Consider the following 12,096-nt stretch of genomic DNA (forward strand, 5'->3'; position numbering starts at 1 on the left):
CCCCCTTCCTTTATAATCGATCCTTATGACGAATCGACGGGTGCGGTGGGCGGTCCTGGGCGTTCTTCTGGCCTTGCTGCTCATTCTGGGCATCTGGATCCTCCTCCGGGAAGTCCCCCAGCTTCTGCGAAAGGCCGAGGAGACGATCGCGGAAGAGAGCGCGAGACTCGGCCTGAAGGTGAGTTTCCGGAACCTCCGGTTCCAGCCGATGGGCCTGCGAGTATCCCTGGACAACCTGGTCGTGGAGGATGCGGAGGCCGGGCTGCCCCTCCTCCGTGCGGAACAGGCCGATCTCACGATCTCCCCGGGCAGAATCCTGTCGGGATACTCCCCGGTCTCGCGTGTGCGGCTGCGGAGGTTCGCGCTGCATTTCCAGGAAGGGAACCGGCCCCTGCTCGAGAGGATCCGGGTGCCTCGGGACGGGAAGGGGGAAGGGGACCCGATCCCCGAGGTCCTGCTGCAGGACGGAACGCTTACGGCTGGGCCGATCGGACCACTGGTCCGGTGGAAAACGGAAGTCCCGCAGTTCCGGATCCGGGACGTCCGGTTCCTGGGGACCCAGGCGAGCGGCTCCTTCGCCCGCTCCGCCGCGACCGTGCGCCTCCCCGGGGCGGGCGAGGGAAGCGTCCCCTTCGACACCGCGAACGTCGACCTCCTCTTCCGGGACGGGGTCGTAAGGGTCCGGAATTTCCGTGCCACGGGCGCTTCGGCCTCCCTGCTCGTCTCCGGGATGGTGGATACCCGAGGGGGTTCCGCAGATCTGAAAACATCCGGACGCGCGGATATCGCCGGATGGATCCGGGGGGGAGCCCCGGGGGCGGCCCGGCTATCCGCCGTCGCCACGAAGGGGAATGTCGAGTTCTCGGCCGCATGGAAGGGAAGCCCGGAGGCGCCCGGAGGATCGGTGAACCTGCTCCTGCGCGACGCACGGCTTTTCGGGGACACGCCGATCGAAGGGGAGCTTTCGGCCACGCTCACCGGGGATCGGCTCCGGATCGGGACTCTTCGGGGAACGATCTGGAAAGGGACCTTCGAGGGGAGCGGTGAGGCGGACTGGAAGAGCGGGAAGGGAGAGGGCAGGCTCTCCCTGACGCGTGTCGGTTTCGGATCGGCCCCCTGGAGGGAGTGGGGGATCCCGTATAAACCGTCCGGCTCCGGATCGGCGGAAATCCGGGCGTCCGGCGACCGGGAGAAGGTACGTTGCTCCGTCTCGGTGAGCAACCCGGGTGGCCTGGAGAGAGCGGACGACAGGACCGGTCGGATCCCCCTCCCCATCGAAGCGTCGCTGTCCGCCGTCATCGCGCCGGGCCGCGAGATCGCGGTGGAGTCGTTCCGCGGGATGGCGGGGAAGGCGGAGCTCTCCGGGAAAGGGGTCTATCGCCTCGCGGACAAGACGATCGCGTTCTCGGGGAGGTTCGGCGCTCCCGCGGGAACCGTCTCGCAGTACGGATGGAGCTACCCGATTGCCTGGGGAAGAGTGCAGGGAGGCTGGGAGGTCACGGGCACCGCGGCGCGGATGCGCACCGCAGGGGAGTTCACGGTAAGAGATCTGGCGGCCCGCTCCCTTCCCCCGGTTCCGGTGTCCGCGAAGTTCGAGGGGGACCCCGCGAAGACGATCCACTTCGTTGCGGACATCCCCGCGGAGGTCGCGAAAGTGACGGTGACCGGCACCGTCGCGGTCCCCGTCTCCCCCGCCCCGTTCCTGCTGGACGCCTCCATGATCGTGCGGGAGATCGATTTTTCCCGCGCGGAAAGATGGGTCCCCGCGTTTCTGGCGTCGCTGGGCGAAGATCCGCGCGGGATGGAACGCCACCTCGCGGGGATCTCCGGCCGGGGTTCCGCCGACTTCCAGCTGTCCGTCGGGGGGGGGGATCTTTCCCTTTCCGGGTCGCTGGAGGCGGACGAGGTGCGGCGGAGGGCGGTCGCGACGCGGACCCTGTCCGTTTCCGGGGGGTGGAGCCGGAAGGGAGGTGCGGACTCCTGGAAGGTCCGGGCGAGCGGGGAGATCGAAGACGGCGTTTTCCTGGCGACGGGAGGGGGGGGCAACCGGGGCGCGGAGCTGTCCGTAAGGATGGAAACGCTGGATCTCGGGTGGGTCCTCTCCCTGCTGGACCGCGACGCGGGGGAAAGGATCGGCGGCAAGGCGGGGATCACGGTGTTGGCCCGGACCGGAAACCGAGGATGGGAGATCGATCGGCTTTCCGTTTCGGTTCCCCGGCTCGACTACCGGGAGCCGGGCCCGGTCGGGTCGCCGGGCGGGGGAGGGCTTCGAACCTCATGGGACAACGTCACGGCGGAAGGGTCGCTCGGCGAACGAACCGGAGATTTCCGGATCTCCTCCGGGACGCCTTCGATGAGCCTCCGGGGGGATTTCCGGAGGGAGCCGGATTGGCCCCTCTCCGTTTCGTTCGCGGCGGACCGGGTCCCGACCGGTTTTTTCCTGGATCTGGCCGGGAGGAAGGAAATCGTCTCCGGGGGCACATGGAAGGCGGAAGGGGCGGGAACCGTCCTCGCGGGAGCCCTGTTCGGGCGCAAGGGAGCCTGGACGGATGCGGTCACGGAGCTGGCCTTCGCGGTGTCGGCGCTCTCCCCATCCGCCTCGAATGTCTCCTTCGCGGAGCTGCGGGCTTCCGTGAAGAAGGAGGGGGATTCGCTGAAGGGAGAAATCGGGACGCACACCCCCGATTCCCGGATCGGCGGCACCCTTTCCCTGCGCGAGCCGTTCCTGTTCCGGGTCGAGGGACCCTTCTCCATCGGAGGGTCCGGGGGAGCGGCGCCGGCGCTCCGGAACGGCGCGGGGGAACCCGGGGAACGCGCGGACTTCAAGATGGAAGGGAATGTGGAGGCGGCGGGCTCGCTCCGGCGCCTCGCCGGGACTACCGGATCTCTCGCGGTGCGTCGGCTCGGCTACCGGGTGGGCGGAATCGATCTGGCAGGGGAGGAGATCTCCCTCCGGCTGACGCCGGAAGGAATCCGGTGGGGGGGGGGATCGCTGAAGGCCTCGGGGAACCCGGTCCAGGTCTCGGGAATCGCCGCATGGGACGGAGCTCTCGATTTCCGCCTGGAGGGAAGGATTCCCGCGGCGGCGGCTCGCCTGGCCACCGACATTTTCGAGAGGCTGGACGGCACCGTACGGGTGAATCTCCGGGTCACCGGACGGGTGGACGACCCCATCCTCGTCGGGACCGGGCGTCTGGAAGGGGGTACTCTCTCGTTCCGCGAATACGCGCAGCTCTTCGAGGAGGTCCACGCGGACCTGGTCCTGAGCCGCGAGCGGATCCTCATCGAGGATTTCGAGGGGCGCAGCGGCGGCGGGTACCTGGACGGGCGGGGGGAGATCCCCCTGCGGTACGACGGGAAGCAGAGGCTCTTCTTCTCGGTCGACTTCTTCGACATGCGGTACCCCTACCCGGAGGAGCTCCATCCGGTTCTGCAGGGTCACATGGAACTGTTCGGCCCTCCGGACGACCTGGTCGTCGCGGGGGAGGTCGAGGTCCAGTCGGCCCGCTACACGAAGTCGATCCAGCTGGAGAAGGCGCTCCTCGATTTTCGCAGGAGACTCGCGGATGTGACGGCGCGCAGGAAGGAATCCGATTTCCGGATCCGGCTCGACATCGACGGGGTGGCGGACGGAACGATTCGGGTGAAGAACAACCTCGCGGACGCGGTGGCGAAGGGGGAATTCAAGGTCGTGGGGGACACCCGCCGCGTGATCATCCTGGGCTCCTTCGACGGAGTCGAGGGGACGGTCGACTACCGCGGGAACCGGTACCAGGTGACCCTGCTCAACGTCGACTTCCAGGACCCGCTGCGGAACAACCCCCGGATTGACGCCCGGGCGGAGACGAAGAAGGGGAACGTCACCGTCACCGTCTCCGTCACCGGCACGCTCGAGAAGTACGAGGTGGAATTCGCCTCCGACCCCCCCCTGAGCAAGAACGACATCATCAGCCTCCTGTCGCTCGGAGTCACCGCGGAGAACCTGGTGGGGGCGGAGGGATCGGTGTCCGCCGCGGAGGCGGCGTCGATCGCCCTGGGACCCTACAAGGGGAGGGTGGAGGAGGAAATCCGGGGAATCGTGGGGCTGGACCGGTTCTCCATCGAACCCGCCTTCTCCTCGACCGACAAGTCCTTCGAGCCCAGATTCACCGTCGGGAAATCCTTCGGAGACCGCCTGTCCGTCTCGGTCTCCACCGCCGTGGGGGGCACCGCGGAAAGCAGCGCCACCGCCGAGCTGAAGGTCCTCGAGAACGTGTTCTTCCAGGGGGTCTGGAAGAGCGCCACATCGGAAAGCGAGGGCGACCTCGGGGGGGACGTCCGGTTCCGGTACCGGTACCGGCAGTTCCGGGACATATTCCATGACCGGGACTGAACGGGGACGCCGGTTCTCCCCGTGGGTGGGGGCGCTCAGTGTCCTGGTGCTCCTGTCCGCCCGCCCTGCGGCCGCCTTGGAGGAGCCTGCCCCCCGGGAGCCCCCGGTCCTGTCCGCGGTGACCTTCCGGGTCGCTTCTCCCTACCGGATCTCCCACGGAGAGCTGACCGGGCTGGTGACGCTCAAGCCGGGGGATCTTCTCACGTCCGACGCGGTGCGGGAATCGATCCGCCGTCTCTACGCGAAGTCGCTGTTCCAGCAGATCTCCGCGTATGTCCGGGAGGAAGCCGGGAAGGCGATCCTCCTATTCTTTCTCCGGCCCTCCCCGGTGGTCTCCGAACTCAGGGTCGTCGGCACGAAACGGGTGACGGAGGCGATGGTTCTCTCCGCCTCGCGCATCCGGCGGGGCGCCTCGCTGGAGGCCGCAGACCTTCACGGCGCCGAGGATGCGGTCCGGAAGATGCTCCGCGATAAAGGATTTCCCGGTGCCGCGGTGACCGTGTCGGCGTCGTGCAGCGTGGAAACGGGGGCGGGGAGGATCCGGATCGAGGTCCGCGAAGGGGAACCGGGCGTCATCCGGAGCGTCGCCATGGAGGGGGTACGGTTTTTCCCTCCGGAAGGACTCCGCGAGCTGCTGGGTCTGGAAGAAGGCGAACCGTACGACTTCCGGGACGGCGACCGGGGGATCCGGGATCTCCGGGCCGCCTACAAGGAAGCCGGGTTCCTCACCGTCCATGTTTCCGCGTTCGAGGTTTCCTGCGAGGAGGGGGAGGGGGTCTGTCTGGCCGGGCGGGTCGAGGAAGGCCCGAGATACGAGGTCCGATGGGAGGGGGAGGAGAAATTCTCCAGGTCGAAGCTCGAGAAGGCGATCCGGCTTCGCGGCGGAGAGGAGGAATTCACCGAGGGGGGGCTGGTGTACGACCTCCGGGAACGGCTTCTGTCCTTCTATCGGGGAAGGAACCACCTCAAGGCAGCGGTGACGGTGGAAACCGGGGAGATGGAGGATGGGAAACGCCTCCTGAAGATCGTCCTGGAGGAAGGGGAGGCGGGGTACCTGAAGGAGATCCGTTTTCTGGGGAACGACCGGATTCCGTCGAAGGTTCTCAAGAAGCAGATGCTTTCCAGGGAGAGGGGGTTCTTCCACCATGTCACCGGGTCCGGGGAGTTCGAAGAGGCCGACTGGAGCGCGGACCTGGCGGCGCTGGTCGGGCTGTACCAGCAGGAGGGATACGCCCGGATGAAAATCTCCTCCGTGGACACCTCCTGGGATGAACGGGGGGGGATCACCGCCGCGATCCATGTCGAGGAGGGGCCCCGCTACCTTCTCCGGGAGATCGTGCTGTCGGGAAACGACCATTTTCTCCAGGAGGAACTCCTGGCCCTCGTCGGGAACCGGACGGGAACGCATGTGAACTATGTCGGGCTCGAGCGGGACCAGGAGAAGGTGGCCGAATTCTACCGGAATGCCGGGTACCTGGATGCCGCCGTGAAGACAACGCTTGCCTTCGACGAGGGAAAGGACACGGCGGTCGCCCGTTTCGAAATCGGAGAGGGGATCCGGTACCATCGGGGGACGGTCGCGGTCCGGGGGAATCTTCTCACCGACTCCGCGGCGGTTCTCCGGGAAGTCACGATCCCCGAAGGAGCCCCCGCCGGGGAGCGGGATCTACTGGCATTCCAGCAGGCGGTGTTCGGAACCGGGTTGTACAAAAGCGTCCGGCTGAACCGGTTGAAACACCCCGAACGGGAGATCGTCGACCTCATCGTGGAGGTCGAGGAAACCCTCTTCTTCGAGTTCGAGTACGGGTTCGGCTACGGGACCGACACCGGCATGCGGGGATTCGCGGGAGCCACGACCCGGAACATGAACGGACTGGGAAGACGGCTGTCCGTGAAGGTGCTCGCGAGCCAGAAGGAGCAGCACTACATCGCGGACCTGCGGGAACCCTGGATCTTCGGGAACCGCTGGAAGTGGGAGGGAGGGCTCACGGGCTCCTACCAGGAGGCGGAGCGGGAAAGCTTCAGCCTCCAGAAGGCCAGCGCCGTCGCCGGCATCACCAAGAAGATCCTTCTCCGGTCCTCGGTGGCCGTCCAGTATGAATTTTCCCGGGACGAGGTGTTCGACGTCACCCCCGGGGCGGTCCTCTCGCCGGAGGATCAGGGAACCGCGAACATCGCCGCGTTCCGGGGTCTCTTCGTGCTCGACTTCCGGGACGACCCGTTCAACCCGAGGCGGGGCTCCTTCCATTCCGGATCGGCCGAGCTGGCCTCCACCTATTTCGGATCGGAGGTCGACTACTACAAGGTGGCCGGACAGACCAGCTGGTATTTTCCGCTCTCCCGGAGGAACATCCTCGTCCTTTCCGGACGCGCGGGGGTGGTCCGCCCGACGCGGGACACGATCGAGGTTCCCATCCAGAAGCGGTTTTTCCTGGGGGGCAGGACCACCGTGCGGGGATTCAAGGAGGAATCGATCGGACCGCTGGGGACGGACGGCGCTCCCGTCGGGGGGGACTACATGGTCAACGGAAATGCGGAGATCCGCGTTCCGTTCCAGTACGGAGTGATCGGCGCGCTGTTCCTGGACGCCGGGAGCGTCTGGCTCGGGGGAGATCCGGGGAGCCGGATCGACCTGCGTGAGAGCGCGGGGCTGGGGCTTCGCTACCTTACCCCGGTGGGGCCGGTCGGATTCGATTACGCCTGGAAGCTCGACCGGCGGGCCGGAGAGTCCGGCTCCGAGTGGCACTTTACCATCGGCGCCGTCTTCTGATCCTCCCGGCGCGCCCCGTCGTAGAGGCGCATCCCTCCGGCCCCGCCGCCTCGGAGGGGGGCTGGCTACGCCGGCAATTGCGGCGGGGCCCCTGGCTCGCGGGGGAGGTCCCCTCGGCTACGCTCGCGATCTGCGCCCGCTCGCTGCCGTTTCGCTCGCCGGAACCGGCACCCTGTGGTGGGGACACTCCTCTCCCGAATCCCCGTGAAACCAGGAATGTCCCCCCCGCCTCGTCGACCCCCCCCGCATCGCTGCGGGTCCCCGGCCGGCGGGTGCCGAAGTTACAGGCACCCTTCTGGAAGGGGCGCATCACGAGCGGAGCAAGCCGAAGGAGGGGGGATGAGCGGAGATAAAAAGAAGTTCCTACAGCGGAGGGCAGTCGGAGCGAAGCCCCCCTCCGAGGCTGCGGAGCTGTTCCGTGCGCCCTCGCAAGGGGGCGCGACGGGCGGGATGAGGTTACGCGAGGACGGGGACCGTGGACTTGCGGACGACGCGGGTCTTCGCGATCCGGTCGCCGAGCCTACGCTGCCCGGGATCGCGGAGCAGCACGATCATTTCCACGACGATGAAGAGCGGGAAGAGGACGTAGAAGATGAACAGGACGTTCCGGAACGAGGAGTCGACGAAATGGATGGGGCGGCCGTCGGTGTGGACCACCTGGATCCCCATCACCTTTTTCCCGATGCTCTGCCCCGAGAAGATCCCGTCGCGGAACAATATGTAGAGCATGGAGAGGAAGGGCCCCAGACCCCCGAGCCCGTAGAAGAGGGCCGTGTAGAAGATCAGGTCGATCAGGAACGCCAGGGAGCGGGTCTGCCAGTCCGCCGGTGCATATCCTTCCGCCATGGAGCCACCTCGCGACAGGGAGTGCGGAAAACATTGTATCCGTTTTCCCGGGTTTCCGTCACGAGGAAATCGTGCTATTTTCCCATAGGGACAGGAGACTATTCCCGACGAGGAACCGGCCGCTGGCATCCCGTATCCGCTGGAAACTTCCCTTCCTCATCCTGTGGTCCGGAGGGGTCGCGTTGACCCTCCTCCTCCTCCTGCCGTTCGGCGGGGAGGGGGGGCAGACGGGCTTGTCGGTCGGAGTTGCGATCGCCGGGGAGCTCCTTGCGGGGATCGCGCTGTATCTGTTCCTGGACCGGAGGGTCTTCCGGCCGGCCGAAGGGTTCGTCCGGGGACTGGTCGAAGGTCCGCAGGGGACCCTCCCCGACTGCGTCGGGGTCCTGGCTCCGGTCGGAAAGGCGGCGGCCGAACGGTTCCGGAGGGAAGAGGACGGGTTTGCTTCAAGGATCCGGGAGCTGGAGGAGAAGCTCGGCCGGCTCGAGAGGGTCCAGCGGGATTTCGAGGAGACGAAGACCCACCTCGAGTCCAAGGTTTCGGACCTCCACTCCATCTACGAGGTTTCCACCGCGATCGCGGGGACGCTCGATACCGAGGAACTGCTCCGGGCCATCCCCGGGCGGGTGATGCGGACGCTCGGGCTGAACGACTTCTGCATCCTCCTGTACGATCCCGAGAAACGGAGGCTTGTGCTCCGTTCCTCCGTCGGGATGACGGAGCCCGACACGGAGGAGATCTCCTTCGGGCCCGGGGAGGGGGTCTCGTGGCGGGTGTTCGAGACCGGGCAGCCCGTCTATATCCCGGACGTGCGGAGCAACGCCGAATTCCGGTATTACAACGGAAAACGGATGGATGTGCGCTCCTTCATGTCCGTCCCGATGGTTTCGAAAGGGAAGGCGATCGGAGTGCTGAACGTGAACCACCCGGATCCCAGCGCCTTCGACGCCGAATCGCTGGCGACGATGCACGTGCTCGCCACCCACATCGCGATCGCCATCGAGAACGCCGAGATGTTCCGGTTCGTGCGGACCCTCGCCGACAAGGACTCCCTTACCCTCCTCCACAACCACGGGGCGTTCCACGCCCGTCTCCAGGTAGAGCTCGAGCGGGCCGCACGGTACGGGCGCTCCCTCTCCGTGATCATGCTGGACCTCGACTCGTTCAAGGAGATCAACGATACACACGGGCACCTGGTCGGCGACCGGATCCTCGTGATGACGGCCGGCGTTCTCTGCGCGCACCTCCGCAAGAGCGACGTTGCGGCACGCTACGGCGGGGACGAGTTCGCCGTGATCCTTCCGGAGACCGGCCTGGCGGCGACCTCCACGATCGCGGGCCGGATCGCGGCGGGGATCTCCCACGTCCGCCTCGACACCTCGGAAGGAAGGACGATCTCATTCACCGCGAGCATCGGGTATGCCGCCTGCGCCCCGGACTCCCCCGGGCGGGGGGACATCCTGAACGTCGCGGACCGGTTGATGTACGAGTCGAAGCGCCGGGGCCCTGGAGGGATCCTCGGGGAGCAGCTGTAAATCTGGACCGTCAGGCGGCCACGGCTCCGGCGGAGACGCTATGCATCGGGGGACGCGGCTGGTATAGTTCCAGCAGGCCAAAGGCTCCCGCCTTGTTGCCGGGGAGGGGGCGGTGCCCCCCAGGGGATTCTCCGCGGTGCAGAGCGCCGTGCCCGTATCCAGGGAGACGCCATGTCGCAAGAGGGCAAGCCGTCCGGCTGGAGGGAATTCCTGATGGAGCAATGGAAGAACCTGACCTACTTTTCCGGCGACATTCCGTCGACCGAGGAACTTGTCCTCCTCAAGGAATCGCGGGAGAGGGTGGGGCTCGTCATCCGGGCGCGGTGGGCGATCCTGGCGATCCTCGCGTGCTACGGGCTGTACACCTTCCTCTTATACCAGCACGGCAGCGCGGACTACGCCGCCATCACTCCTCGGCACTGGATGGCGGCCCCGCTGGCCTTCCTGTTCGTGGCCGCATACAACGCCTGGTACCAGTATTCCTACCGTTGGTTCAGCAGCATCCGGATGCTGAACCAGATCCAGCTGCTGTTCGACCTGCTGTTCATCACGGTGGTCGTCCATTTCAGCGGGGGGGCGGTATCCTGGTTCTGGACGATGTACATGGTGCTGACGCTGGAGGCCGCCCTGATCATGGACAAGCCGTCGGACACCTACGCGATCGCCCTCGGGTGCTCCATCGCGTACGGGGGGCTCCTCACCTTCGAGTTTTACAGCATCCTCCCGCCCGTGCGGATGCCCTTCGAGAACAACGCGCTCCAGCACGTCTTCGCCTACGAGATGCTCAAGTGGGGCTGGGTGTCGATCACCGGCTTCTGCGTGGCCTTCGTCGGCGTGTTCATGATGAACATGGTACGGCGGCGGGAATCGCGGCTGAGGGAGCTGGTGGTCAAGGATGGACTCACGAACCTCTACAACCGGAGCTATTTCTACTTCCGCCTCAACTCCGAGATCCAGCGGGCCAAGCGGTACGGCCGGACGGTGTCGCTGCTGATCCTGGACCTGGACAACTTCAAGCAGTTCAACGACCGGTACGGCCACCTGACCGGAGACGGCCTGCTCCGGATGATCGCGGAGGTGATCCGCTCGAACATCCGGCGCAGCGACAAGGAGCCCTCCTACGAGGTGGACATCGCCTGCCGGTACGGGGGCGAGGAGTTCGCCGTCATCCTTCCGGAGGCTGCCTCCGCCCAGGGGCTGGTCGCGGCCGAGCGCCTCCGGGCGACGATCGAGAACAAGGGGGCGGCCCACGTCGCGGAGCGGATCCGGAGCGAGATCGAGAAGGCGAGGGTCGAGGGGGCGAGCATCACCGTCAGCATCGGGGTCTCCTCCTACCCGGAGAACGGCGTCGAGGCCGACGGGCTGATCCAGGCGGCGGACGACGCGATGTACCACGCGAAGCGGTCCGGGAAGAACCGGGTGGCCATCGCCGACGGGCCGGTGCTCCCCGGCGGCGGGGGCGCGGACTTCGGGGGAGACCCATGAACCGGAACGTGGTCGAGCAGTACCGCCTCTCCCTGTTCGGACGGCTGGTGATGGGGGTCGCTCACGAGGTGGACAACCATCTGAGCGTCGTCCTGGGATTCGCCGAGCTGATCCAGATCACGGGTGGAGGGGATGCGAAGACCGCCGAGAGCGCGGGGAAGATCTTCGCCGCGGCGGACCGGATCGCCTCGATCGTCAAGCATTTCTCCCATCACGTCCGCCCCCATCCCCCAGTCGACGAGGTCTTCTCCCTGGCCGGGCTCCTTCCGGAACTGGTCCTGTTCGCGCGGTACGATCTCTGCCGGGGGAATGTGTCGCTGTTCCTTCCGCCGGATCTCGCGGAGGTCCGGTTGCGGGGCGACGCGAGGGATTTCGGTCTCGTGCTGCTCGCGCTGCTTCTGAACGGCGCGGAGGCGATGTACGGGGCCGGGGGGGAGCTCTCCGTCGGCGTGCAATCCCGAAATGGGATGTGGGAGCTCTCCGTGAAGGACAAGGGCCCCGGCATCCCGGCCGGAATCGCTCCCCGGATCTTCGAGGAGGGGTTCACCACGAAGCCGGGAACCCCCCACACGGGGATGGGGCTTCCCGTGGCCCGTCACCTCGTGGAGAACTTCGGCGGCACGCTCGCCGTGGAGAATCGGTCCTCCGGCGGCTGCGCCTCGATCATCCGATTCCCCGGGGTCTGACCCGGCATGCCGCTTCAGGGCACGGATCCGCTCCCCGATCCTCCCCGACCCGATGACGGGGGATGCCAATGGGACAACGGAAAAGGAACACCATTCTCCTTCCGGAACGGATATGGGCCGGGATGTAGGTGTGACGATCCGCTCCCGAAAGGGGGGCGATTTCCACGGGGGATTCCCCGAATGCGGATGCTGCGGTTCCCGCCATTTTCCCCGGCGATCGCGGATCTGGCTTCGCTTCGAGGGACGGCTTCACGGGGAGATCTGTGCGGAGTGCATCCTGAAAGGGCCTGCCGGGGCGGCTGCGGTGCTGCGGGAGCGGATCCGGAAGTCGTGCCTCCCTCCGGGCGGAACCTTGGAGGGGTGGATGGAAGGAAGGGCCGGTTTTCTGGAGAGAATGGAATCGTT

General features: G+C 66.6%; 6 protein-coding genes and 1 pseudogene (1 of these 7 only partly in view). 6 read left to right on the forward strand and 1 reads right to left on the reverse strand.

Annotated elements, in window-relative coordinates:
- Positions 1–40 precede the first annotated feature (40 nt).
- Both A2X88_07570 and A2X88_07575 read left to right on the forward strand, forming a co-directional pair.
- On the forward strand, positions 41–4,372 hold the full coding sequence (locus A2X88_07570) for a hypothetical protein (GenBank protein OGP35597.1): 4,332 nt from the start codon (positions 41–43) through the stop codon (positions 4,370–4,372).
- Positions 4,359–7,142: an outer membrane protein assembly factor BamA gene (locus A2X88_07575; protein OGP35598.1), complete on the forward strand. Its 2,784-nt coding sequence runs from the start codon at positions 4,359–4,361 to the stop codon at positions 7,140–7,142. Before A2X88_07570 ends, A2X88_07575 begins: the two co-directional genes overlap by 14 nt.
- A 456-nt stretch (positions 7,143–7,598) precedes the next feature.
- On the opposite strand, the gene A2X88_07580 is transcribed toward A2X88_07575, so the two are convergent.
- Entirely contained in the window at positions 7,599–7,988 is a 390-nt protein-coding gene (locus A2X88_07580; protein OGP35599.1) for a hypothetical protein, read from the reverse strand.
- A gap of 182 nt (positions 7,989–8,170) precedes the next feature.
- On the opposite strand from A2X88_07580, the gene A2X88_07585 reads away from it, so the two are divergent.
- From A2X88_07585 to A2X88_07600, 4 genes and pseudogenes are all read left to right on the forward strand, one after another.
- Entirely contained in the window at positions 8,171–9,520 is a 1,350-nt protein-coding gene (locus A2X88_07585) for a hypothetical protein (protein ID OGP35600.1), read from the forward strand.
- A gap of 171 nt (positions 9,521–9,691) precedes the next feature.
- Complete coding sequence (locus A2X88_07590) at positions 9,692–11,005, forward strand: hypothetical protein (protein OGP35601.1); 1,314 nt, start codon at positions 9,692–9,694, stop codon at positions 11,003–11,005.
- Positions 11,002–11,691, forward strand: coding sequence for a hypothetical protein (locus A2X88_07595; protein ID OGP35602.1), 690 nt, complete (start codon positions 11,002–11,004; stop codon positions 11,689–11,691). The genes A2X88_07590 and A2X88_07595 overlap by 4 nt, the downstream gene beginning before the upstream one ends.
- A 130-nt stretch (positions 11,692–11,821) precedes the next feature.
- A pseudogene (locus A2X88_07600) lies at positions 11,822–12,096 on the forward strand (hypothetical protein) (it continues 52 nt past the right edge of the window).

It is taken from the genome of Deltaproteobacteria bacterium GWC2_65_14 (assembly GCA_001797615.1).
Taxonomy (GTDB): Bacteria; Desulfobacterota; Deferrimicrobia; order Deferrimicrobiales; family Deferrimicrobiaceae; genus GWC2-65-14.

Excerpts from the sequence above, each read along its gene's own strand:
- A2X88_07590 (OGP35601.1), top strand. The coding sequence starts at position 9,692 with ATGTCGCAAGAGGGCAAGCCGTCCGGCTGGAGGGAATTCCTGATGGAG.
- A2X88_07580 (OGP35599.1), bottom strand. The coding sequence starts at position 7,988 with ATGGCGGAAGGATATGCACCGGCGGACTGGCAGACCCGCTCCCTGGCG.
- A2X88_07595 (OGP35602.1), top strand. The coding sequence starts at position 11,002 with ATGAACCGGAACGTGGTCGAGCAGTACCGCCTCTCCCTGTTCGGACGG.
- A2X88_07575 (OGP35598.1), top strand. The coding sequence starts at position 4,359 with ATGACCGGGACTGAACGGGGACGCCGGTTCTCCCCGTGGGTGGGGGCG.